At 72.9% G+C, this 22,348-nt stretch carries 25 protein-coding genes; 16 read left to right on the top strand and 9 right to left on the bottom strand.

Translation table 11 applies throughout. The features are described 5' to 3' along the window. Window positions 1–32 precede the first annotated feature (32 nt). Window positions 33–308, bottom strand: a complete 276-nt coding sequence (locus ACO4JP_RS14830) for a hypothetical protein (protein WP_425954745.1) — start codon at window positions 306–308, stop codon at window positions 33–35. 69 nt (window positions 309–377) lie between these two features. Between ACO4JP_RS14830 and fdxA the strand changes: the two genes are divergently transcribed. The 3 genes from fdxA to ACO4JP_RS14815 all read left to right on the top strand — a co-directional run bounded on the left by fdxA (window position 378) and on the right by ACO4JP_RS14815 (window position 3,453). Beyond that, window positions 378–695: a ferredoxin gene (fdxA, locus tag ACO4JP_RS14825; RefSeq protein ID WP_425954744.1), complete on the top strand. Its 318-nt coding sequence runs from the start codon at window positions 378–380 to the stop codon at window positions 693–695. Between the two features lie 22 nt (window positions 696–717). Further along, window positions 718–1,866, top strand: a complete 1,149-nt coding sequence (gene dapC, locus ACO4JP_RS14820; protein WP_425954743.1) for a succinyldiaminopimelate transaminase — start codon at window positions 718–720, stop codon at window positions 1,864–1,866. A 276-nt stretch (window positions 1,867–2,142) separates the two neighbouring features. Next, a complete protein-coding gene (locus ACO4JP_RS14815) occupies window positions 2,143–3,453 on the top strand; it encodes a citrate synthase (RefSeq protein WP_425954742.1) in 1,311 nt (436 codons plus the stop codon). 3 nt (window positions 3,454–3,456) lie between these two features. On the opposite strand, the gene ACO4JP_RS14810 is transcribed toward ACO4JP_RS14815, so the two are convergent. From ACO4JP_RS14810 to dapD, 3 genes are all read right to left on the bottom strand, one after another. After that, complete coding sequence (locus tag ACO4JP_RS14810) at window positions 3,457–4,023, bottom strand: hypothetical protein (RefSeq protein ID WP_425954741.1); 567 nt, start codon at window positions 4,021–4,023, stop codon at window positions 3,457–3,459. A gap of 77 nt (window positions 4,024–4,100) precedes the next feature. Continuing rightward, a complete protein-coding gene (locus tag ACO4JP_RS14805; RefSeq protein ID WP_425954740.1) occupies window positions 4,101–5,033 on the bottom strand; it encodes a hypothetical protein in 933 nt (310 codons plus the stop codon). Then, window positions 5,030–6,010, bottom strand: a complete 981-nt coding sequence (dapD, locus tag ACO4JP_RS14800) for a 2,3,4,5-tetrahydropyridine-2,6-dicarboxylate N-succinyltransferase (protein ID WP_425954739.1) — start codon at window positions 6,008–6,010, stop codon at window positions 5,030–5,032. Before dapD ends, ACO4JP_RS14805 begins: the two co-directional genes overlap by 4 nt. A 169-nt stretch (window positions 6,011–6,179) precedes the next feature. Here dapD and dapE point away from each other — a divergent pair, with 169 nt between their 5' ends. From dapE to ACO4JP_RS14780, 4 genes are all read left to right on the top strand, one after another. Further along, window positions 6,180–7,259, top strand: coding sequence for a succinyl-diaminopimelate desuccinylase (gene dapE / locus ACO4JP_RS14795; protein WP_425957126.1), 1,080 nt, complete (start codon window positions 6,180–6,182; stop codon window positions 7,257–7,259). Window positions 7,260–7,264: 5 nt separating this feature from the next. Then, window positions 7,265–8,068 (top strand): TIGR00730 family Rossman fold protein, encoded by an 804-nt coding sequence (locus ACO4JP_RS14790; RefSeq protein WP_425954738.1) that lies wholly within the window; start codon window positions 7,265–7,267, stop codon window positions 8,066–8,068. Beyond that, window positions 8,065–9,027 carry a dihydropteroate synthase gene (gene folP / locus ACO4JP_RS14785; protein WP_425954737.1) on the top strand — a complete coding sequence of 321 codons (963 nt, stop codon included), beginning with the start codon at window positions 8,065–8,067 and terminating at the stop codon, window positions 9,025–9,027. The genes ACO4JP_RS14790 and folP overlap by 4 nt, the downstream gene beginning before the upstream one ends. A 93-nt stretch (window positions 9,028–9,120) precedes the next feature. Continuing rightward, window positions 9,121–9,288 carry a DUF3117 domain-containing protein gene (locus ACO4JP_RS14780; protein ID WP_069984704.1) on the top strand — a complete coding sequence of 56 codons (168 nt, stop codon included), beginning with the start codon at window positions 9,121–9,123 and terminating at the stop codon, window positions 9,286–9,288. Between the two features lie 11 nt (window positions 9,289–9,299). Here ACO4JP_RS14780 and ACO4JP_RS14775 read toward each other — a convergent pair whose 3' ends face one another. Then, complete coding sequence (locus ACO4JP_RS14775; protein ID WP_425954736.1) at window positions 9,300–9,935, bottom strand: O-methyltransferase; 636 nt, start codon at window positions 9,933–9,935, stop codon at window positions 9,300–9,302. A gap of 191 nt (window positions 9,936–10,126) precedes the next feature. Between ACO4JP_RS14775 and sigE the strand changes: the two genes are divergently transcribed. The 6 genes from sigE (at window position 10,127) to ACO4JP_RS14745 (ending at window position 14,876) form a co-directional block, all read left to right on the top strand. After that, window positions 10,127–10,711, top strand: coding sequence for an RNA polymerase sigma factor SigE (gene sigE, locus ACO4JP_RS14770; RefSeq protein ID WP_425954735.1), 585 nt, complete (start codon window positions 10,127–10,129; stop codon window positions 10,709–10,711). Next, window positions 10,708–11,706 carry a zf-HC2 domain-containing protein gene (locus ACO4JP_RS14765; protein WP_425954734.1) on the top strand — a complete coding sequence of 333 codons (999 nt, stop codon included), beginning with the start codon at window positions 10,708–10,710 and terminating at the stop codon, window positions 11,704–11,706. Before sigE ends, ACO4JP_RS14765 begins: the two co-directional genes overlap by 4 nt. A 61-nt stretch (window positions 11,707–11,767) precedes the next feature. After that, window positions 11,768–12,178 carry a Sec-independent protein translocase TatB gene (locus ACO4JP_RS14760; protein WP_425954733.1) on the top strand — a complete coding sequence of 137 codons (411 nt, stop codon included), beginning with the start codon at window positions 11,768–11,770 and terminating at the stop codon, window positions 12,176–12,178. A gap of 72 nt (window positions 12,179–12,250) precedes the next feature. Then, entirely contained in the window at window positions 12,251–13,300 is a 1,050-nt protein-coding gene (gene trpS, locus ACO4JP_RS14755; protein WP_425954732.1) for a tryptophan--tRNA ligase, read from the top strand. Window positions 13,301–13,308: 8 nt separating this feature from the next. Further along, complete coding sequence (locus ACO4JP_RS14750; RefSeq protein ID WP_425954731.1) at window positions 13,309–13,851, top strand: 2'-5' RNA ligase family protein; 543 nt, start codon at window positions 13,309–13,311, stop codon at window positions 13,849–13,851. Window positions 13,852–13,871: 20 nt separating this feature from the next. Then, window positions 13,872–14,876, top strand: a complete 1,005-nt coding sequence (locus ACO4JP_RS14745) for a YihY/virulence factor BrkB family protein (protein ID WP_425954730.1) — start codon at window positions 13,872–13,874, stop codon at window positions 14,874–14,876. A 24-nt stretch (window positions 14,877–14,900) separates the two neighbouring features. Here the strand turns inward: ACO4JP_RS14745 and ACO4JP_RS14740 are convergent, their stop codons facing one another. From ACO4JP_RS14740 to sdhC, 4 genes are read right to left on the bottom strand one after another with little or no spacing between them, the layout of a single operon-like run. Further along, window positions 14,901–15,662, bottom strand: a complete 762-nt coding sequence (locus tag ACO4JP_RS14740; RefSeq protein ID WP_425954729.1) for a succinate dehydrogenase iron-sulfur subunit — start codon at window positions 15,660–15,662, stop codon at window positions 14,901–14,903. Then, entirely contained in the window at window positions 15,662–17,497 is a 1,836-nt protein-coding gene (sdhA, locus tag ACO4JP_RS14735) for a succinate dehydrogenase flavoprotein subunit (protein WP_425954728.1), read from the bottom strand. Before sdhA ends, ACO4JP_RS14740 begins: the two co-directional genes overlap by 1 nt. Before the next feature lie 18 nt (window positions 17,498–17,515). Then, window positions 17,516–17,977 carry a succinate dehydrogenase, hydrophobic membrane anchor protein gene (sdhD, locus tag ACO4JP_RS14730; protein WP_425954727.1) on the bottom strand — a complete coding sequence of 154 codons (462 nt, stop codon included), beginning with the start codon at window positions 17,975–17,977 and terminating at the stop codon, window positions 17,516–17,518. Window positions 17,978–17,979: 2 nt separating this feature from the next. Then, on the bottom strand, window positions 17,980–18,363 hold the full coding sequence (gene sdhC / locus ACO4JP_RS14725) for a succinate dehydrogenase, cytochrome b556 subunit (protein ID WP_425954726.1): 384 nt from the start codon (window positions 18,361–18,363) through the stop codon (window positions 17,980–17,982). Window positions 18,364–18,657: 294 nt separating this feature from the next. On the opposite strand from sdhC, the gene ACO4JP_RS14720 reads away from it, so the two are divergent. From ACO4JP_RS14720 to ACO4JP_RS14710, 3 genes are all read left to right on the top strand, one after another. Continuing rightward, window positions 18,658–19,779 carry a mannose-1-phosphate guanylyltransferase gene (locus ACO4JP_RS14720; RefSeq protein WP_425954725.1) on the top strand — a complete coding sequence of 374 codons (1,122 nt, stop codon included), beginning with the start codon at window positions 18,658–18,660 and terminating at the stop codon, window positions 19,777–19,779. After that, window positions 19,776–20,984, top strand: coding sequence for an amidohydrolase (locus tag ACO4JP_RS14715; RefSeq protein ID WP_425954724.1), 1,209 nt, complete (start codon window positions 19,776–19,778; stop codon window positions 20,982–20,984). The genes ACO4JP_RS14720 and ACO4JP_RS14715 overlap by 4 nt, the downstream gene beginning before the upstream one ends. A gap of 165 nt (window positions 20,985–21,149) precedes the next feature. Then, a complete protein-coding gene (locus tag ACO4JP_RS14710; protein ID WP_425954723.1) occupies window positions 21,150–22,244 on the top strand; it encodes a BMP family lipoprotein in 1,095 nt (364 codons plus the stop codon). Window positions 22,245–22,348: the final 104 nt, after the last annotated feature.

Below are 22,348 nucleotides of genomic sequence, written 5' to 3'. Positions count from 1 at the left end.
TAGTCCCCCGGGCAGCAGCGCTCGCGAGCGGGCTACCTCGCGCGGCGGACCGTGCGCGGCGGGATCTGCTTCGCCGCCTCGATCGTCGGGCCCTCGACGCGGATCTCGCGCGGGGACGGGTCGCGCGGCGCGTCCGTGCGGAGGGTCAGGCCCGCGTCGTCGACCGACAGCACGACCCCGATGACATCGGTCCACACGGACCCGCGGCCCTCCGCCTGCGCTGCCGCCGCCTCCGCGGCGTCGAGGCGCCGGCGCACGACGACGCGTGCGCCCGCCGCCAGGTCGCGCCATGGCGTGCCGTCGGCCACGTGTCCTCCTCGTGAGATCGTCCGACGCCGGGTCCGGCGCTGCCCCGGTCCGATATTAGAGTGGCCCTCGTGACCTACGTGATCGCCCAGCCGTGCGTCGACGTCAAGGACAAGGCCTGCATCGAGGAGTGTCCCGTCGACTGCATCTACGAGGGCAACCGCTCGCTGTACATCCACCCGGACGAGTGCGTCGACTGTGGTGCGTGCGAGCCGGTCTGCCCCGTCGAGGCGATCTACTACGAGGACGACGTGCCGGAGCAGTGGAAGGACTACTACGCCGCGAACGTCGAGTTCTTCGACGACCTGGGCTCGCCCGGCGGCGCCGCCAAGCTCGGCCTCATCGAGAAGGACCACCCGCTGGTCGAGGCCCTGCCGCCGCAGGCCTGAGCGCCGCGCGCCGGCCATCAGCATGGGACTCGCCGACCTCCGCGACCTGCCGTACCCCTGGGACACCCTGGCGGACGTGACCGCCAGGGCCCGCAGCCACCCCGACGGCCTGATCGACCTGTCGATCGGCACGCCCGTCGACCCGACACCGTCCGTGGTGCGCGACGCGCTCGAGGCCGCGTCGGACGCCCCGGCCTACCCGCTGACCTACGGCACGCCCGCCCTCCGGGAGGCCGTCGCCGCGTGGTTCGCGCGGCGCCGCGGCGTGCCCGGCGTCGACCCGGCGGGCGTGCTCCCCACGGTCGGCTCCAAGGAGCTCGTGGGCCTGCTGCCGTCGCTGCTGCGCCTGGGCCCGGGCGACGTCGTCGTGCACCCTGCCGTCGCCTACCCGACGTACGACGTCGGGGCGCGGCTCGCCGGCGCGACGCCGCTGCCCAGCGACGACGTCGACGAGTGGGCGCACCGCGGCGACGTCCGCCTCGTCTGGGTCAACAGCCCGTCGAACCCGACCGGGGCCACCGCCGACGTCGCGCAGCTGCGCCGCGTGGTCGAGGCCGCCCGCGCGGCCGGCGCCGTCGTCGTGTCCGACGAGTGCTACGCGCAGCTCCCGTGGGCGCCGCACCTGGTGGCCGACGACGGCACGCCGCGCGTGCCGAGCCTGCTCGACCCCGCGGTCACGGGCGGGGACCACACGGGCCTCCTGGTGGCGTACTCCCTGTCCAAGCAGTCGAACCTGGCCGGGTACCGGGCCGCGTTCGTCGCGGGCGACCCGGCGCTGGTCGCGGACCTGCTCGCGACGCGCAAGCACCTCGGCATGATCGTGCCGCGCCCGGTGCAGGAGGCCATGCGGGTCGCGCTCGGCGACGACGCGCACGTCGAGGCGCAGCGAGCGGTCTACGGACGGCGTCGCGAGGTGCTGCTCGGCGCGCTCGAGGCCGCGGGCTGGGCCGTGGACCACTCGGAGGCCGGGCTCTACCTGTGGGCGCGCCCGGCCGACCGGGCGGACACCCCGACGAGCCGCGAGCTGGTCGCGCGCCTGGCCGGGCTCGGCATCCTCGCTGGTCCGGGCGAGTTCTACGGCCGGGCGGGGCAGCGGCACGTGCGCATCGCGCTCACGGCGCCGGACGCGTCGATCGCGGCCGCGGCCGCGAGGCTGCGCGCAAGCGTGTGACCCACGCCACAGTTCTTGCCAGGACCTTGCCCAACCATGACGGGAAAACTGCCGGATGCTTGCCCAGCGCCACCTCGCGGCGGCACCATGGCCATATCCCAGGCGCGGAGCGGATTGGGATATGAAGTAGTGCGGGGGTAGGTTCCCCTCACAGGCCGACGTCGCCCTGGGCGCCAGACATGCCGACGGCATCGAAGCCGAGCACGCAGCCACGGCGTGCACCACGGACACGTGCCGCTGCCTCCACGACAGGCCGCGGTCCGCAGGAAGGACACCATGACGACCATCTCCCAGCCCGCGACGGGCACGCAGGCCGAGCTCACGGTCGGCGAGCGCAGCGTCGCGCTCCCCGTCGTCGACGCGACCGAGGGCAACAGCGGGCTCGTCGTCTCGTCGCTGCTCAAGGAGACCGACCTGGTCACCTACGACCCGGGGTTCATGAACACGGCCTCGACGGCGTCGGCCATCACCTACATCGACGGCGACCAGGGCATCCTGCGCTACCGCGGCTACCCGATCGACCAGCTGGCCGAGGGTTCAACCTTCCTCGAGGTCGCCTACCTCCTCATCTACGGCGAGCTGCCGGATGCGAAGACGCTCCACGACTTCACCGAGCGCGTGAACCGGCACACCCTCGTGCCCGAGCAGTTCCGCGGCTTCCTCGCCGCGTTCCCGCGCGGCGGGCACCCCATGTCGATCATGGCGTCCGCCATGAACGCCCTGGCCACGTTCTACCCCGAGTCGCTCGACCCGCACGACGACGAGGCCGTGGACCTCGCCACCGTGCTGATCCTCGCGAAGATCCGGACCATCACCTCGTACGTGCACCGGTCGATGCGCGACGAGCCGCTGCTCTACCCGGACTACGCGCGCGGCTACGTCGAGGACTTCCTGCGCATGTCCTTCGCGGTGCCGTACGCCCAGTGGGACGCCGACCCGGTCGTCGCCTCGGCGATGGACAAGCTGCTGATCCTGCACGCGGACCACGAGCAGAACTGCTCGACGTCGACCGTGCGCATCGTCGGCTCCTCGAACGCCAACATCTATGCGTCCGTGGCGGCCGGCATCAACGCCCTCTCGGGCCCCTCGCACGGCGGTGCCAACGAGGCCGTGCTCCTCATGCTCGAACGCATCCGCTCGGGCGGCGACTCCGTCGACACCTTCATGAAGAAGGTCAAGAACAAGGAGGACGGCGTCCGCCTCATGGGCTTCGGCCACCGCGTCTACAAGTCGTACGACCCGCGCGCGGCCATCGTGAAGAAGCACGCCGACGCCGTGCTCGACTCGCTGGGCGCGAAGGACGAGCTGCTCGACATCGCGCGCGGCCTGGAGGAGATCGCGCTCAGCGACGACTACTTCGTCGAGCGCAAGCTCTACCCGAACGTCGACTTCTACACGGGTCTCATCTACAAGGCGATCGGCTTCTCGCCGGCCATGTTCACGCCGCTGTTCGCGCTGGGCCGCATGCCGGGCTGGATCGCGCAGTGGCGGGAGATGATGAAGGACCCGGCGACGAAGATCGGCCGTCCGCGCCAGATCTACACGGGCTCGACCGAGCGCGAGTACGCCCCGATCTCGGAGCGCTGACCGTCAGCCCAGGTAGAGCAGGTGGATCGCCGTGGTGATCGACTTCAGCTCCTCGGCGCTGTAGACCGGCTCCGCCTCCGCGCGGACCGGGCCCTCCTCGAGCGTGCTCCACTGCCAGCGGGGACGCACCCGGCCCTCGGGTCCGTCCTCGCGCAGCTGCAGGTCCACCCATACCGCGTAGCGGTAGCCGTACCGGAGCTGCACGGCGCGGGCGGCCGCGAAGTCGGGTGCCCCGGTCTCGTTCGACGCGAAGTCGGCAGAGAGCGCGACGAGGAGCAGGTTGTCCTCCGGCCCGAGGCGCCCGCGCCGGTGGACGATGAGGTCGGGCGCCCGGTGCACGCCCTCACCGAACGCCAGGGACGCCTCGCGTGCAGCGCCCGAGCGCTCGTAGTCGCAGTCGAGGTCCCACGAGTCGTCGATCATCGGGCGCAGGTGCCAGCCGAGGTGGAACGCGATGGAGCGCTCGCTCGGGTGCGACGTGCCGGTCTTGGGGGTGAACAGCCCCCACTCGTTCGTCAGCGTGGTGGTCAGGGCGATGCGGACGCGAGTCTGGACGTCGTGCAGCAGCATGACCGCACCGTAAGCCGCGACGGCCCATCCAGGCAGCGCATGTCGTCACTCGCTCGCGTGTCGAAGCTCCCTGGTCGTCACGCGGCGACGGCGACCCGCACCTGCACGACGCCGGGGCCGAGCGCCGTACCGTCGGCCTTGCCCCACGGCTCGGCGTCTTCACGCCCGGCGTGCACGGCACCGGCGCGCGTCCACACCCGGTCGGCGACGCGCACCTCGACGACGTCGGTGACGGACGCCGTCGCCACGGCCCACTGGGCGGCCGCCCACGCGGCGCTGGTGGCGTCGCCGGTGGGCAGCGCGCCGGCCTGCAGGGTGACGGTCGCGAGGCCGTCGGCGGCCTCCCCGACGGCGACGGCGTCGGGCGTCAGGCCGAGGTCCCGCAGCGCGCGCTCGCGCAGTGTGGCGCCGACGGCGTCGAGCGGGCGGCCGGCGCCCACGGGGTCCAGCTCGCACGACAGGACGGCGGGGGAGTGCCCCGTCAAGGCCGACGCCCACGCCCGCGACCGCACCTCGTGCCGGGCGTACGCCTCGGGGAAGCCCGAGCGCTGCACGGCCTGCGCCGCCGCGGTCACGGCGAGGTCCGCGTAGCCCGGCACGCGCACGAGCGCGTCGTAGAACCTGTCGGTCGCGTACACCGGGTCCTGCACCTGCTCGGCCGTGCCCCACCCCTGCGACGGGCGCTGCTGGAAAAGGCCCAGCGAGTCGCGGTCGCCATAGGTGATGTTGATGAGCTTGGACTCCTGGAGCGCCGTCGCGAGCGCGATCGTCGCGGCGTGCGCGGGCAGGCCGCGGCGCACGGAGGCACCGGCGACGAGGGCCGCGTTCTCCGCCTGCTCCGGCGACAGGTACCACGCGGTGCCGTCGAGGGTCGCGGCGCACCGCTGGCGGGCCGGGGAGTCGCCTGGGCCGCGCAGGGTCCAGAGCCAGCCTCCGGTCACGATCACGGCGACCAGGCAGAGTGCGATGATGCCGCGACGCCGTCGTCGCCGCCGGATCCGTGCGGTCACTGGGCGTGCAGCGCCGCGTTCAGCTCGATGCCGACCCCGGCGCGGGCGAGCACCTCGATGCCGCCGTTGGTCGAGTTGCGGCGGAACAGCAGCCCGGGCACCCCCGAGAGCTCGCGGGCCTTGACCACGCGCGGCGAGCCGTCCTCGGACGTCTGGCCCAGGAGGGTGACCTTGGTGCCCGCGGTGATGTACAGGCCCGCCTCGATGACCGTGTCCGCGCCGACGGCGATGCCCGCGCCCGCGTTGGCGCCCAGCAGCGCGCGCTCGCCGATGACGACGCGCTCCTTGCCGCCGCCCGAGAGCGTGCCCATGATCGACGCGCCGCCGCCGATGTCGGCGCCGTCGTGCACGACGACGCCCTGGGAGATGCGGCCCTCCACCATGGACACCCCGAGGGTGCCCGCGTTGAAGTTCACGAAGCCCTCGTGCATGACGGTGGTGCCCGGCGCGAGGTAGGCGCCCAGGCGCACGCGGTCGGCGTCGGCGATGCGGACGCCCGAGGGCAGCACGTAGTCGACCATGCGCGGGAACTTGTCGACGCCGTACACGGTCACGGGGCGGCCGGTCGAGGCGCGCAGGCGGCCGCGCGTCGCCTCGAAGCCGTCGACGGCGCACGGGCCGGCGTCCGTCCAGGCGACGTTCGCGAGAGCGGCGAAGATGCCGTCGAGGTTGACCGAGTTCGGCTCGACGAGCCGGTGCGAGAGCAGGTGCAGCCGCAGGTAGGCGTCCGCGGCGTCCGCGATCGGGGCGTCCAGGTCGACGACGGTGCGCACCACCACGGTCTCGACGCCACGGGCCTCGTCCCGGCCCGCGAGCGCCTCGAGGTCCTGCGGGGCGGCGACGTCGCCGGGCTCCCCGAGGGCCGGCGCCGGGTACCACGTGTCGAGGGTGACCGGGGCGTCGGTGCCGAGGATCTCCGGCAGGGTGACGGTGGCGAGGCCGTGGCCCCAGGCGGTGCGGGCGGAGGTGTCGCTCATGGGCCTCACCCTATCGGCGGCGGGTAGGGTCGAGGCCGTGCCGTCCACCGATCTGAACGCCGTCGCGCCCACGGGTGAACCTGCCGTCGACCTGCTCGCGCTCGCCGAGGCGGCCCGCCCCGGCGGGAGCGGCGAGGACCTGGTCGCCCTGCTCGCCGCCGTGTGCGACATGGAGTCGGTGTCGGGCGGCGAGGGGCCGCTGGCCGACGCCGTCGAGGTGCTGCTCCGCGCCCAGCCGCACCTGGAGGTGCTGCGCGACGGCGACTGCGTCGTGGCCCGCACGCGCCTGGGCCGCGAGCGCCGCGTCGTCGTCGCCGGGCACCTGGACACCGTGCCGCTCTCCGACCCGCCGAACCTGCCCACGCGCCTCGTCGACGGCGAGCTGTGGGGCCGCGGCACCGTGGACATGAAGGCCGGCATCGCCGTCATGCTGGCGCTCGCGGTCGACCTGGGCTGCCCCGGCGCCGAGCCGAGCAGCGACCTCACGTGGGTCTTCTACGACCAGGAGGAGGTCGAGGCCGTGCGCAACGGCCTGGGCCGCCTGGCGAGCCACCGCCCCGACCTTCTCATGGGGGACTTCGCGATCGTCGGCGAGCCGTCCGACGCCGGCATCGAGGGCGGCTGCAACGGCACGATGCGCGTCGACGTGCGCACGCGTGGCGTGGCGGCCCACTCGGCGCGCGCGTGGGCGGGCGTCAACGCCATCCACCTGGCCGCACCGGTCCTCGAGCGGCTCGCGGCGTACACGCCGCGCGAGGTCGAGGTCGAAGGGCTCGTGTACCGCGAGTCCCTCGGGGCGGTGGGGATCCGGGGCGGCGTCGCGGGCAACGTCATCCCCGACTCGTGCGTGGTGACGGTCAACTACCGGTTCGCCCCGTCGCGGTCCGTCGAGGAGGCCGAGGCCCACCTGCGCGAGCTGTTCGAGGGCTTCGACGTGGTCGTGACCGACGGCGCGGGCGGCGCCCGGCCCGGCCTGGACGCGCCGCTCGCGGCGGCGTTCGCCGACTCCGTCCTGGCAGTGACCGGCGGCGCGCCGCGGCCCAAGTACGGCTGGACCGACGTCGCCCGGTTCGCCGAGCTGGGCATCCCGGCCGTGAACTTCGCACCCGGCGACCCGCTGCTGGCGCACAAGGACGACGAGCGCGTGCCCGTCGCTCAGCTCGCGCTGTGCCGCGACGCGCTGCGGGCCTGGTTGCTCGCCTCGCCCGGCGGCGGTGCCCTGCGAGCAGGCGCCCCCGCCGTAGGCTGACGGGTATGTCCGACGACGGCGTGGCCCAGCAGGGTGCCGGCTACCGCAAGGGGCCGGTGCTCCTGCGTGGTACCCAGATCCCCTATTCGACCACCGACCAGCGGCTGCTGGCCGGCGGCGCCGACACGGACTGGCTGCACAACGACCCGTGGCGGGTCATGCGCATCCAGTCGGAGTTCGTCGAGGGGTTCAGTGCGCTGGCCGAGATCGGGCCGGCGGTCTCCGTCTTCGGCTCCGCGCGCACGCCGCGCGCCCACGCGGACTACGTTTGCGCCGAGCAGGTGGGTCACGACCTCGTCGACTCCGGATACGCCGTCATCACCGGCGGCGGCCCGGGCATCATGGAGGCCGCCAACAAGGGCGCGACGGAGGCCGGCGGGCTCTCGGTCGGGCTCGGCATCGAGCTGCCGTTCGAGCAAGGCATGAACGAGTACGTCAACCTCGGCATCAGCTTCCGCTACTTCTTCGCCCGCAAGATGATGTTCGTCAAGTACGCGCAGGGCTTCGTCGTCCTGCCGGGCGGGTTCGGCACGTTCGACGAGCTGTTCGAGGCCCTGACGCTCGTCCAGACGCACAAGGTCACCGGCTTCCCGGTGGCCCTCGTGGGCACGGAGTTCTGGGGTGGGCTGATCGAGTGGCTGCGAGGCCCGGTGCTCGACCGCGGCATGGTCTCCGTGGCCGACCCGGACCTGCTGTACCTCACCGACGACCCGACCGAGGCCGTGAAGTACGTGCGCGAGCGCGGCTCGGAGCTGGCCGCCGAGGAGCGCGCGGCGGCCGCGGCTGCCGCCGCACCGCCCAAGGCGTGAGCACCGGGCCTGCCGCGCCCGGCGCCGTGCCGCCGTCGGGCGTGCCGCTGGAGCTGCGCGGCCGCGAGCTGGGCCTCGGCGCCGACGGGTCGCGTCGCGGCGTCGTCATGGCGATCGTCAACCGCACCAACGACTCGTTCTACGCCCCGGCGCGCCTGCCCGACGACGCCGCCGCCCTCGACGCGGCGCACCGCGCCTGGGAGGCGGGGGCCGAGATCCTCGACGTCGGCGGGGTGCGCGCGGGCGTGGGGCCCGAGGTCGACGAGGCCGAGGAGATCCGGCGCGTGGTGCCGTTCGTCGCGCGCGTGCGCGAGGCGGTGCCCGGGCTCATGGTCTCCGTCGACACGTGGCGGGCCGGCGTCGCACGGGAGGCGATCGCCGCGGGCGCCGACCTGGTCAACGACACCTGGGCCGGCGCCGACCCGCACCTCGTCGAGGTCGCGGGGGAGGCCGGCGTCGGCGTCGTCTGCTCGCACACCGGTGGTGCGACCCCGCGCACCGACCCGCACCGCGTCGCCTACCCGCTGCCCGCCGACGCCCCCGTGGGCAGCGACCCGCGCGACGGCGTCCTGCTCGACGTCGTGGCCACCCTGCGGCGCGAGGCCGCGCGCGCCGTCGAGTGCGGCGTGCCGCCCGCGAGCGTGCTCGTCGACCCCACGCACGACTTCGGCAAGAACACGTGGCACTCGCTCCACCTGCTGCGCCGCACCCAGGCGATCGCCGGGCTCGGGTACCCGCTCCTCATGGCGCTGTCCCGCAAGGACTTCGTCGGCGAGACGCTCGGCCTGCCGCCGGCCGACCGGCTCGAGGGCACGCTCGCGGCGACGGCCGTCGCCGCGTGGCTGGGCGCGCGCGTGTTCCGCGCGCACGACGTCGCGGCGACCCGCCGCGTGCTCGACCTCGTCGCCGTGGTGCGCGACGAGGCGGCCCCTGCGCAGGTCCTTCGCGGTCTCGCTTGAAGGCCGGCCGGCGTATCCGGTTCCGGAAGTGCCTGGTCAGTGAACTAGACTGTGACCGGCGAAACGACCGCACAACGGAATGGAGTGCCACAGATGGCTGCGATGAAGCCGCGTACGGGTGACGGCCCCCTGGAGGTCACCAAGGAGGGCCGTGGCATCGTCATGCGGGTCCCGCTGGAGGGCGGTGGCCGTCTGGTCGTCGAGCTCAACGCCACGGAGGCGAGCGAGCTGGGCGAGGCGCTGCAGGCCGTCGTCGCCTGACGTCCTACAGATCACCGCGAGCGCGGGGCAGGTTCACCTGCCCCGCGCTCGTCGTCTCTGCCGTGCTTGACCGCCAGCAGCAGGCCGTCCCCGACGGGGACGAGGCTCGAGACCAGCCGTCGGTCGGCGCGCACGGCCCGGCCCAGCTCCCGCACCGCCGTCGTGACCTCGTCACGGCGCGCCGGGTCTGCGACGCGCCCGCCGTGCAGCGCGCCGTCGACGGCGATCACGCCGCCCGGGCGCAGCAGCCGCACCGCCTCGGGCAGGTAGTCGGTGGCCGCGTTCGGGTCGCCGACCACGAGCACCAGGTCATACGCGTCGTCCGCGAGCCGGGGCAGGACGTCGACGGCCCGCCCCGGGATGGTGCGCGTCCGGGCGGGCGCCAGCCCCTCCTCCGCGAACGCCGTCCGCGCCGCGCGCAGGAGCTCCGGCTCGGCGTCGATCGTCGTCAGCACGCCGTCGGCCGGCATCCCGCGCAGCAGCCACAGCGCCGCGACGCCCGTCCCGGTGCCCACCTCGACGACGGCGCGCGCCCGGAGCGCCGCAGCCAGCACCGAGAGCAGCGCCCCCACGCCCGGAGAGACGGCCGGGCAGCCCAGCTCGTCCCCCCGCTCCCGCGCCCTCAGGAGCACCTCGTCCTCGGGCACGAACGCCTCGGTGTACAGCCAGGAGGCCGTGCGGGCGTGGGCCGCACGGTCGGCGGACGAGACGTGGTCGAAGCGATCGGCGTCGGCGGTGATGTGATCCTCCGGCAGGACGGGCGGACGTCTGGTGAAGGTGTGGCCGGAAGTGTGCCTGGCCCGCTGGGATGCTAGCGCTCCGTGCCACGATGGACGTGATGACCAGCCTGCACACCGTGGAGCCGTCCGACGCCGTGACCGGCGCCGCGGACGCCACGGCCGTGCCGTGGACCCCACCCACGTGGGACGAGATCGTGCGCGAGCACTCGGCGCGCGTCTACCGGCTCGCCTACCGCCTCACCGGCAACCGCCAGGACGCCGAGGACCTCACGCAGGAGACGTTCCTGCGCGTGTTCCGCTCCCTGTCCGGCTACACGCCGGGCACGTTCGAGGGCTGGCTGCACCGCATCACGACCAACCTCTTCCTCGACTCGGTGCGCCGCGCCAAGCGCGTGCGCATGGACGCCATGGGCGACGACGCCGCGCACGTCCCCGACGACGACGGGCTCGGCCGGCCCGAGCGCGGGTTCGAGCACGCGCACCTCGACAACGACGTGCAGGCTGCGCTCGACCGGCTGCGGCCCGAGTACCGGGCCGCCGTCGTGCTGTGCGACATCGAGGACCTGTCCTATGAGGAGATCGCGGTGACCCTGGGCGTCAAGCTCGGCACCGTGCGCTCACGCATCCACCGCGCCCGCGCCCAGCTGCGGCGGGAGCTCGCCCACCGGGAGAACGAGCGGTGAGCGCCCGCCAGCCCGGCCACCTGGGTGCCTGGCTCAGCGCGCTGGCCGACGGGCAGCTCCCGCCCGCGCAGACCGAGAAGGCGCTTGCCCACGTGGCCGCGTGCCCCGAGTGCGCGGCCGGGCTCGAGGCCGAGCGCGAGGCCCGCCGGGCGCTCGCGGCTGCTGCCGACGTCACGGCCGCCCCCGACCTCGCCGACCGGCTCATGGCGCTGTCCGCGAGCGTCCCGCCGACGGCGGGCGACCCGCTCCGCGAGCGGCCCGCGGGGCCGGGACAGGTAGGGGCCGCCCGCACCGCGGCATTCACGGCGCCGCTCTCGGGCGACCTCATGGCGGTCGCCCGGCGCCGCCGCGTCCGCCGCGCGCTCTCGGCCGGCGTCGGGGGCATCGGGGTCGCGGCCGCCGCGCTGTTCGCCGCGGGGGACGTGCCCGTCGTCGTGCCGGACCCGGCGCCCGCCGAGGCGCTCACGCTGCTCGCCCGCACCGGACCCGACGTCGGTGCGGCGGGAGACGACGTGCTCGGGCTCGCGGTGAGCACGGTGGCTCCGGCCGAGGACCCGGACGCCCGCGACGCCTCGGCACTGCAGTGGGTTGCCGACCAGGGCTGGGTGCGACCCGCGGCGGTGCCCGCCGGGCTCGACGTCTCGACGCTGCGGCTCGTCGGTGCGGAAGCGACGGTGCTCGAGATCGACCTCGCCGGCGCGGTGGGGCACGTCGTGGCCCGCGAGCAGCGAGGCCGGCTCGACGCGGCGCTCGCCGAGGGCCGAGCCGAGCTGCTCGGGGGCCGGCGCGTGGCCGTCCTGTCGACGGAGCCGTGGCACGTGGCCTGGCAGTCGGGGGACGTCGTGGTCGACGTCGCCGCCGACGTGCCCCGCGACGTGCTCGAGACGGTGGTCGCCGGGTTCCCGGCCGACAGGTACGACGCCGGCGTGCTGCCACGCATCGCGCGCGGCTGGAGCACCCTGCGCGGCGCGATGGCGGGCCCGGCGGACGGGTAGCGCGGACCGCTCAGCCGCTGCCGCGCACCGGGCGCCCGGTGTACGAGGTTAGGCTGGCTGCGTGTTCGACATCAACGGCGGAGAGCTGCTGATCATCGTCGTGCTCGCGCTGGTGCTCATCGGACCCGAGCGCCTGCCGCAGTACGCGGCGCAGCTCGCACGGCTCGTGCGGAAGCTCAGGGCGTTCGCCGCCGACGCGCGCGACCGGGTGACCGACGAGCTCGGGCCCGAGATGGCGGACGTCGACTGGTCGAAGCTCGACCCGCGGCAGTACGACCCGCGGCGCATCGTCCGCGAGGCGCTGCTCGAGGACGGGCCGCTGCTGCCCGGTCCTGGGAACCGGTCCGGACGCACCGCGGCCCGGACGGCCGCGGCCGCTGCCGGCGCCGCCTCCGCGGGCGTCGCCGCAGCAGCGCAACGCCCGGCCTCGGTCCCGGCGGGGCCCGCACCGTTCGACGCCGACGCCACCTGAGCCGGCGCCCGGCCCACTCACAGCGGTGGTCCGGATTCGGTGGCCTTCCCCGCACCTGCCAGAATGAGGCACATGTCCGACGTCGTACCCCCCGCTCCCGGCGGCCACCGGCCCCGCATCCTGTCCGGCATGCAGCCCACCGACGGGTCGCTGCACCTCGGCAACTACATCGGGGCGCTGCGCCAGTGGGTGGCGCTGCAGGACGACTTCGACGCCCTCTACTTCGTCGCCGACCTCCACTCGCTGACGGTCAACCCGGACCCCGCGCTGCTGCGCGAGCGCACCCGCCGCACCGCGGCCCAGTACCTCGCCGCCGGCGTCGACCCGGAGCAGTCGATCCTCTTCGTCCAGTCGCACGTGCAGGAGCACGCCGAGCTGGGCTGGCTGCTGCAGTGCCAGACGGGCTTCGGCGAGGCCAGCCGCATGACGCAGTTCAAGGACAAGTCCGCCAAGCAGGGCGCCGAGGGCACCACCGTGGGCCTGTTCGCCTACCCGATGCTCATGGCGGCCGACATCCTGCTCTACGACTCGGCGCTCGTGCCCGTCGGCGAGGACCAGCGCCAGCACCTCGAGCTCACGCGCGACCTCGCGGAGCGGCTCAACGCCCGCTTCGGCGAGGGCACCGCCGTCGTGCCGGACGCCCACATCGTCAAGGGCGGGGCCAAGATCCAGGACCTGCAGAACCCGTCCGCCAAGATGAGCAAGTCGTCGTCGGGCGGCAAGGGCGTGGTGTGGCTGCTGGAGGACCCCAAGAAGGCCGCCAAGGCCATCAAGGGTGCGGTCACGGACGCCGACGAGAGCTACGGCGTGCGCTACGACCTGGTCGAGAAGCCGGGCATCTCGAACCTGCTGACGATCTTCTCCGCCGTGACGGGCCGCGAGGTCGACGACATCGCCGCCGAGTACGACGGGCGCGGCTACGGCTACCTCAAGGTCGACCTCGCCGAAGCGGTCGTCGCGTTCCTCGCCCCGTTCCAGGAGCGCGCGGCCACCTACCTCGCCGACCCGGCGCAGCTCGACAAGGTCCTGGCCGAGGGTGCCGCCCGCGCCCGCACGATCGCGCGCCCGGTCCTCGACCGGGTGTACGACCGGCTCGGCCTGCTGCCTGTCGCGCGCGGCTGAGGCGCGGCGTGCACATCCCCGAGCGGGGGCCCGGACAGGCGCGGATCGGCATCTCCATCGCCGTGCCCGAACCGTGGTCCACCCGTCTGCAGGAGGCGCGACGGAGCTTCGGCGACCCCCGGGCCGGGACCATCCCTCCGCACATCACCGTCGTCGGGCCGACCGTCGTCGACGAGGCCGTGATGCCCGCGGTGTGGGAGCACCTCGCGAAGGTGGCCGGCGAGACGCCGGTGTTCCGCCTGCACCTGCGCGGGTCGGGCACGTTCCGGCCCGTCTCGCCGGTGGTGTTCGTCAACGTCGTCGAGGGCATCGCGGAGTGCGAGCAGCTCGAGCAGGCGGCGCGGTCCGGGGTGCTCCTGCAGGACTCGCGGTTCAACTACCACCCCCACGTCACCGTGGCGCACGAGCTGCCGGACGCCGCGCTCGACCGCGCGTTCGCGCACATGACGGACTTCGACGCCGCGTTCGACGTCACCGCCATCTGGCTCTACGAGCACGGTGACGACGGCGTCTGGCGCCCCCAGCGGAGCTTCGACCTGCGTCGCGCCTGACCCCTCCCTAAGGTCATCGGGTGACGCTTCCTCCGTTCGTGACGCGGGCGCAGGAGTGGTGGAACGACTCGCGGCTCGGCCGCACCCTCTCCTGGTACGGCATGCGCCGTGGGGCGCAGCTGTGCGGTGGGATCGCGTACTCGGGCCTGTTCTCGCTGTTCGCGGCGCTGACGATCGGCTGGTCGGTCTTCTCGGCGCTGCTCGGCTCCCACCTGGAGCTGCGCGAGGCGGTGCTCGACCAGATCGCCACGTGGATCCCCGGGCTCGTCGGCACCGCGGAGACCGACCTCATCGCGCCCGACGAGCTCATCCTGACGGGTGGCCTGACCTGGACCACGATCATCGCCGCCGTCGTCCTGCTCTTCTCGGCGCTGGGCGTGATGAGGGCGCTGCGCAACTCGGTGCGCGCGATGTTCGACATCCCGCCCGCGCGGGACAACGCCGTGACGGCTCCGCTGTGGCAGCTGGCCGGGTTCCTGATCCTCGGGGTGGGCATGCTCGTGTCGGCCGCGGCCTCCGTCGCGTCGCACTCGGTCGGCGACGTCGTCGAGTCGGTGCTGGGCGGCAGCCAGGCGGTCGCGTGGCTGGTGCGGGTCGGCGGCGCCTCGGTCGGCGTCGTGCTCGACGCTCTCGTCGTGGCCGCGATCGTGACGCTGGTCGGTGGAGCGCGTCCGCGCCGGCCGGACCTCGTCCTGGGCTGCGTCGTGGCCGCGGTGGTCGCAGGCGTGCTGCGCTGGCTCGGCACCTCCGTCGTCGCGGGCTCCGCAGGGCGCAACCCGCTGCTGGCGCCGTTCGCGGCGATCGTGACGATCCTGGTGCTGGTCAACTTCCTCGCGCGCGTGCTGCTGCTGGTGTGCGCGTGGATGCACGACCCGCCGCGGACCGACGAGATCGACCGCGCGGAGGTGGAGGTCACGGCCCTCCGCCACCAGCGCGAGCGCGAGCGCATGATCAACGCGGGCGCGGGCCAGGGCCACCTGTGGAGCCCGGTGATCCGCGGCTACCGCCGGGCCACGGTCCCGTGATCCCGACCGCTCCCTCGCGTCGCGTCAGAAGGCGCGGCGGATCATCGCCTGCTTGACCTCCTGGATCGCCTTCGTCACCTGGATGCCGCGGGGGCACGCCTCCGTGCAGTTGAAGGTCGTGCGGCAGCGCCACACGCCCTCCTTGTCGTTGAGGATGTCCAGGCGCTGCTGGCCGCCCTCGTCGCGGCTGTCGAAGATGAACCGGTGCGCGTTGACGATCGCTGCCGGGCCGAAGTACTGCCCGTCGGTCCAGAACACGGGGCACGACGACGTGCACGCCGCGCACAGGATGCACTTGGTGGTGTCGTCGAACTTCGCGTGGTCGGCGGCCGACTGCAGGCGCTCGCGCGTCGGCTCGTTGCCGGACGTGATGAGGAACGGCATCACCTCGCGGTACGAGGCGAAGAACGGCTCCATGTCCACGACGAGGTCCTTGACCACGGGCAGGCCCTTGATGGGCTCGACCGTGATCGGCTTGTCGGGGTTGACGTCCTTGAGCAGCGTCTTGCACGCGAGCCGGTTGCGGCCGTTGATGCGCATCGCGTCCGACCCGCAGACGCCGTGCGCGCACGAGCGGCGGAACGTCAGCGAGCCGTCCTGCTCCCACTTGATCTTGTGGAGGGCGTCGAGCACGCGGTCGGTGCCGTGCGCCTCGACCTGGAACTCCTCCCAGACCGACTCGTCGCCATGGGTCGACTCGGGGTTGTAGCGGCGGATCCTGAGCGTCACGGTGAACGAGCGGACCTCGCCCATCGCGGTCTGAGGTGCCTCGGCAACAGCAGTCATCAGTACTTCCGCTCCATCGGCTCGTAGCGGGTCTGGGTCACGGGCTTGGAGCCCAGCACGACCTTGTAGCCGTCCAGGTTCTCGACGTGGTCGAAGTAGCCCTCGACGTGCCCGTCGGCGACGTCGGAGGCCGACGGCGGACGGCGGTACGCCATGGTGTGCAGCATGTAGTGGGCGTCGTCGCGGTTCGGGAAGTCCTCGCGGTAGTGGCCGCCGCGCGACTCCTTGCGGTTGAGCGCCGCGAGCACCGTGACCTCGGCGATGTCGATCAGGAAGCCCAGCTCGATCGCCTCGAGGAGGTCGGTGTTGAACAGCCGTCCCTTGTCCTGGACCGAGACGTTCCGGTAGCGCTTCTGCAGGTCCTTGATGACCGCCATCGCGTCGTTGAGCGACTCGCCGGTGCGGAACACCTGGGCGTTGGCGTCCATGGTCTCCTGCAGCTGGCGGCGGAGGTCGGCCACCCGCTCGCCCTCGGGGCGCGAGCGCATGTCCTCGAGCTGGGCGACGACGGCGGCCGCCGGGCTCTCCGGCAGCGGCTTGTGCGCGTCGACCGTCTTCGCGTACGCGGCAGCGGCCCGCCCGGAGCGCTTGCCGAACACGTTGATGTCGAGCAGCGAGTTGGTGCCGAGCCGGTTGGAGCCGTGCACGGACACGCACGCGACCTCGCCGGCGGCGTAGAGCCCGCGGACGACGTTGTGGCTGTCGCGGAGCACCTCGCCCTGCACGTTGGTGGGCACGCCGCCCATGGCGTAGTGCGCCGTCGGGTACACGGGCACGGGCTCGGTGTACGGCTCGACGCCGAGGTAGGTGCGGGCGAACTCGGTGATGTCCGGGAGCTTGGCGTCGATGTGCGCCGGCTCCAGGTGCGTCAGGTCGAGCAGCACGTAGTCCTTGTTCGGGCCGGCGCCGCGGCCCTCGCGCACCTCGTTGGCCATCGACCGGGCGACGATGTCGCGCGGCGCGAGGTCCTTGATGGTCGGCGCGTAGCGCTCCATGAAGCGCTCGCCCTCGGAGTTGCGCAGGATGCCGCCCTCGCCGCGGGCCGCCTCCGACAGGAGGATGCCCAGGCCGGCCAGGCCCGTCGGGTGGAACTGGAAGAACTCCATGTCCTCCAGCGGCAGGCCGCGGCGGTAGGCCAGCGCCATGCCGTCGCCCGTGAGGGTGTGGGCGTTCGACGTCGTCTTGAAGATCTTCCCGGCGCCGCCCGTGGCGAAGATGATCGCCTTGGCCTGGAACACGTGGATCTCGCCCGTGGCCAGGTCGTAGGCGACCACGCCCGTGGCGTTGACCTCGGCGTCGTCGGGGAGCTCCTCGGTCGTGAGGTCGTGGTCCGTGAGCAGGTCGAGGACGTAGAACTCGTTGTAGAACTCGACGTCCTGCTTGACGCAGCTCTGGTACAGCGTCTGCAGGATCATGTGGCCGGTGCGGTCCGCGGCGTAGCACGCGCGGCGGACGGCGGCCTCGCCGTGGCTCCGCGTGTGGCCGCCGAACCGGCGCTGGTCGATGCGGCCCTCGGGCGTGCGGTTGAACGGCAGGCCCATCTTCTCGAGGTCGAGGACGGCGTCGATGGCCTCCTTCGCGAGGATCTCGGCTGCGTCCTGGTCGACCAGGTAGTCACCGCCCTTGATCGTGTCGAAGGTGTGCCACTCCCAGTTGTCCTCCTCGACGTTCGCGAGGGCCGCGGCCATGCCGCCCTGCGCTGCGCCGGTGTGGGAACGGGTCGGGTAGAGCTTGGAGATGACGGCGGTGCGGGCGTCCTTCGAGGCCTCGAGCGCCGCGCGCATCCCGGCGCCACCCGCGCCGACGATGACGACGTCGTACTGGTGTGTCTGCATCAGGTCAGTCCTCGGGTCTCAGCTCGGGAAGCACACGGACGGCAGCAGGTCCGCCGGGGCGTCGGGCGGGCACGGGTTGAACGTGAAGATCACGAGCGTGCCGAGCACGACGACCACGACGAAGGCCAGGTAGAGGAGGCCCTTGAGCACCAGGCGCGTGCCGTCCTTGGAGGCGTAGTCGTTGATGATGGTCCGCACGCCGTTGGTGCCGTGCAGCATCGCCAGCCACAGCATGAGCAGGTCCCAGACCTGCCAGAACGGGTTGGACCACTTGCCGGCCACGAACGCGAAGTCGATCGAGTGGACGCCCTCGCCCGTCATGAGGTTGACGAACAGGTGGCCGAAGATCAGGACGAGCAGCACGACGCCGGAGGCGCGCATGAACATCCAGCCGTACAGCTCGTAGTTCGAGCGCGTCGTCCGGCGTCGCTGGTACGGGCTGCGCGGGGCGGCGAGGGGAGGGGTCGACTGAGCGGTCATGGTTAGTTCCCACCTCCGAAGACGTTCATGAGGTGACGCGGCAGGAAGCCCGCCATGGTCACCACGAAGAGGCCGAGCACGACGTACAGCATCACGCGCTGGTACTTCGGGCCCTTGGCCCAGAAGTCCACGAGGATGATGCGGACGCCGTTGAACGCGTGGAACACCACCGCGGCCACGAGGCCGGCCTCGCCGAGGCCCATGACCCAGCTTCGGTAGGTACCGATGATCTGGTTGTAGGCCTCGGGGGACACCCGGACGAGCGCCGTGTCGAGCACGTGCACGAGCAGGAAGAAGAAGATGAGGACGCCGGTCACGCGGTGCGCGACCCACGACCACATGCCTTCGCGGCCGCGGTAGAGCGTGCCGCCGGGAGCGTCAGGCACGGTGAGAGCCTCCGGTCATGTCGTTCGGGTTCCGGGGTGGAGAGCCACGGCCTGGACCCGGTGCCGAGACGAGGCCCCGGTGCTGACCGTCTGTGGTCACTGTAGTGACATCGATTCGTCACCCGGCCCGGGCTGCGCCGCCTGCACCCTGGCCCGGAGTGCCTTTGTGACTCATTCCACAGCCTTTGCTGTCGCGGTCGTGGGGGCCCGTCACCTCCGCGCGGCTCCGCTTGCCAAGGTCGCCTGCCCGCCACGAGGCCGGTCGCCGTGCGGGAGCGTCATTATGCTGCCTGCATGACCACCAGCGCCGTCATCGACGACTTCTACGCGATCGTCCCTGCCGGCGGCGCCGGCACCCGGCTGTGGCCCCTCTCGCGGCAGGGGGCGCCCAAGTTCCTCCACGACCTCACCGGCTCCGGCCGGAGCCTGCTCCAGGCCACGGCGGACCGCCTAGCGCCCGTAGCGGGCGACGACGGCATCGTGCTCGTGACCGGCCGGCGTCACGTCGCGGCCTGCCGTGAGCAGCTCCCTGGGCTGGCCGACGACGCGGTGCTCGCCGAGCCGCTCCCGCGCGACTCCATGGCCGCCATCGGGCTGGCCGCGGCGGTGCTCGAGCAACGCCACGGCGACGTCGTCGTCGGGTCGTTCGCCGCCGACCAGGTGGTGTCCGGCCAGGCCGCGTTCGAGCAGGCGGTGCGCGAGGCCGTGGTGGCCGCGCGGGCCGGCTTCGTGGTGACGATCGGCATCGCGGCGTCACGCCCGTCGGTCGCCTTCGGCTACGTGCGCAGCGGCGAGCCGCTGGGGCTCGACGGCGCCCCGACGGCGCTGCACGTGCGCGGGTTCACGGAGAAGCCCGACGCCGCGACGGCGAGCGAGTACCTCGCGTCGGGCGAGTACCGGTGGAACGCCGGCATCTTCGTGGCGCGGACGTCGGTGCTGCTGGGCCACCTGCGGGACCAGCGGCCTGCCCTGCACGACGGCCTGCGCGAGATCGCGGCCGCCTGGGACACCCCGCAGCGCGCCGAGGTCATGGACCGCGTCTGGCCGGGCCTGGAGAAGATCGCGATCGACCACGCGGTGGCCGAGCCGGTGGCCGCGACGGGCGGGGTCGCCGTCGTGCCCGGCACGTTCGGGTGGGACGACGTGGGCGACTTCAACTCGCTCGCCGCCCTGCTGCCGAGCCTGGACGACGCCGGGGACAAGATCGTGGGCGCGACCGGCGACGTCGTGCGCATCGAGACGCACGGCAACGTCGTCGTGCCCGGGTCGGGGCGTGTGGTCGCGCTCCTCGGCGTCGACGACCTCGTCGTCGTCGACACCCCCGACGCGCTGCTGGTCACCTCGCGAGCGCGGGCGCAGCAGGTCAAGTCGCTCGTCGACGCGCTGCGCGGTCGCGGTCTGGACGAGCTGCTGTGAGCATCTCGGTACGGGACACGGTCACGAGCCTCGCCGCCGCGCTGGACGACGAGCTCGTGGCGTTCCGCCGCGACCTGCACGCGCACCCCGAGGTCTCGCGCGCGGAGGTCCGCACGACGGCGCGGGTCCTCGAGCGCCTGCGCGCGGCCGGTCTGGAGCCGCGGCCGATGCTGGTCACCGGCCTCATGTGCGACATCGGGCCCGCGCGCGGGCCCGACGGCGAGGCGCTGCCGCGCCTGGGCCTGCGCGCCGACCTCGACGCGCTGCCGGTCGAGGACCGCTGCGGGTGCGCCTGGGAGTCCACCGTGCCGCACGTCGCGCACGCGTGCGGGCACGACCTGCACACGACGGCGGTGCTCGGCGCGGGCCTCGTGCTGGCCGCGCTCGACGCGCGCGGGCTGCTGGCCCACCCGGTGCGCCTGATCTTCCAGCCGGCCGAGGAGCAGCAGCCCGGCGGCGCTCACGACGTGCTCGCCCAGGGTGTCCTCGACGGCGTCGACCGTGTCGTCGCCCTCCACACCGAGCCCAAGCTCGACGTCGGGCAGGTGGGCACGCGCATCGGGCCCATCACGTCGGCGTCCGACAGCATCTCGGTCACGGTGTCGTCCGCGGGCGGCCACACGTCGCGCCCGCACCTGACGGGCGACGTCGTCTACGCGCTCGGGCAGGTCATCACGCAGGTTCCGGGGGTGCTGGGCCGGCGGCTGGACCCGCGCTCGGGCGTCAACCTCACGTGGGGCTCTGTGCACGCGGGCGACGTGCACAACGCGATCCCCTCGACCGGAACCGTCGCGGGCACGCTGCGGTGCCTCGACGTGCGCGCGTGGGAGCGCGCCGGCCAGGTGCTGCAGGAGGCGGTCGCGCAGGTGGTCGCGCCCTATGAGGTCGACGTGACCGTGCACCACGTGCGGGGGGTGCCGCCCGTCGACAACGACGAGGTGGTCACCGGCGAGCTCGAGGCGGCGGCACGCGCCGTCGTCGGACCGGAGGGGGTGGTGCTGACGGAGCAGTCGCTGGGCGGCGAGGACTTCGCCTGGTACCTGACCAAGGTGCCCGGTGCGATGGCGCGGCTGGGCACGGGCACCCCCGGCGGGCGCCGCTACGACCTGCACCAGGGCGACCTGACGATCGACGAGCGCGCGATCGGCGTCGGCGTCCGGCTGCTCGCCGGCATGGCTGCGGGGGTGCTCCTGCACGCCGACTGAGGCGCGGTACCAGGCGCGTTGCGATTGGGTCACGAACCCGCCGCACAACCCGCGACGTACTGCGCTGAGACGTCAGATCGCCACTAGGCTCGCGGCCAGACGGACTCCGACCGCGCCCGCGACCCGGGGCGGCGGTCTTGACCACAGATCGACAGGAGATCAAAGGTGAAGAGAGCGATCCATCTCGCCGCGCTGGCGGGCGTCGCCGCGCTCGTGCTCAGCGCGTGCGGCCAGGCCCCCACGAACAACGCGGGCGGCGGCTCGACCGGTACCGCCTCGCCGAAGTCGGACTTCGTGGCCTGCATGGTCTCGGACGAGGGCGGGTTCGACGACCAGTCCTTCAACCAGTCCGGCCACGACGGCCTCGTCGACGCCCAGGACAAGCTCGGCATCACGATCCACGCGGTCGAGTCCTCGGCCGACACGGACTACGCGCCGAACATCGACAACCTCGTGCAGCAGGGCTGCAACCTCATCATCGGCGTCGGCTTCAAGCTCGAGGACCCGATCCAGGCGGCCGCCGAGGCCAACCCCGACATCAACTTCGCGTTGATCGACTCGTCGTTCTCGGACGCCAACTTCAACCCGGTGACCATCAAGAACGCCAAGCCCATCCTGTTCAACACCTCCGAGGCCGCGTTCCTCGCTGGCTACCTGGCCGGGGGCATGACCGAGTCCGGCACCGTCGCGACCTTCGGCGGCATGCAGATCCCGTCGGTGTCCGTGTTCATGGACGGCTTCTACGACGGCGTCCAGCAGTACAACAAGGACAACGGCAAGAGCGTCAAGGTGCTCGGCTGGGACAAGGCCAAGCAGACCGGCTCGTTCACCGGTGACTTCACCAACCAGGCCAACGGCCAGAACCTCGCCCAGGGCTTCATCGACCAGGGCGCGGACATCATCATGCCGGTCGCAGGCCCGGTCGGTCTCGGCGCCGCGGCGGCGGCCTCCGACGCCGGCAAGAAGATCATCTGGGTCGACGCGGACGGCTTCCTCACCACCGAGCACGGCGACATCATCATCACCTCGGTGATGAAGCAGATCGGCCCGGCGGTCTTCGACGTCATCAAGGCCGCGTCGGAGGGCAACTTCTCCTCCGAGCCGTACATCGGCACGCTGGAGAACAACGGCGTCGGCCTCGCGCCGTTCCACAACTTCGAGTCGAAGGTCCCCGCGGAGCTCTCGCAGAAGATCGACGACTACAAGCAGAAGATCATCTCGGGCGAGCTCAAGATCGAGTCGCCGAACTCGCCGAAGTGATCCCCTCGCCGTGACCACGGCGTGACACCGACGGCCCGGGCGCATCGCGCCCGGGCCGACGTGCGTCTTCCCAGTTGCGACGCGCGGCCGCGTCTGGCAGGACC

Source organism: Xylanimonas sp. McL0601 (assembly GCF_049852175.1).
GTDB lineage: Bacteria > Actinomycetota > Actinomycetes > Actinomycetales > Cellulomonadaceae > Xylanimonas.
The sequence above is the reverse complement of the archived record's forward strand: the minus strand, read 5'-3'. Positions and strand labels throughout refer to the sequence as shown.